Origin of the sequence: Rhizobium phaseoli (genome assembly GCF_010668805.1) — a bacterium.
GTDB classification, from domain to species: domain Bacteria; phylum Pseudomonadota; class Alphaproteobacteria; order Rhizobiales; family Rhizobiaceae; genus Rhizobium; species Rhizobium phaseoli_A.
Window position 1 is genome coordinate 1 of the sequence record NZ_WUFT01000107.1, and the last position, 413, is coordinate 413.

General features: G+C 61.3%; 1 pseudogene. It reads left to right on the forward strand.

What is annotated here, in order from left to right:
- Nucleotides 1–25 precede the first annotated feature (25 nt).
- Nucleotides 26–413 (forward strand): annotated as a pseudogene (locus GR197_RS31605) (dihydropyrimidinase); the annotation flags it as partial.

A 413-nucleotide genomic window follows, 5' to 3' on the forward strand; every position in this document is an offset into this window, starting at 1 on the left:
GCACACGCATATGGAACTGCCCTTCATGGGCACGACGGCCAGCGACGACTTCTATACGGGCACGGCGGCGGGCCTGTCGGGCGGCACGACGAGCATCATCGACTTCGTGATTCCCAGCCCGAAGCAGCCGCTGATGGACGCGTTCAGGGAATGGCGCGGCTGGGCCGAGAAGGCGTCGTCAGACTACGGCTTTCATGTGGCCGTGACATGGTGGGACGATTCCGTGTATCGCGACATGGGTACGCTCGTGCACGAGCATGGCGTGTCGAGCTTCAAGCACTTCATGGCCTACAAGAACGCCATCATGGCCGACGACGAAGTTCTCGTGAACAGCTTCTCGCGTTCGCTCGAACTCGGCGCGCTGCCGACCGTGCATGCGGAAAACGGAGAGCTCGTATTCCAGTTGCAGAAAC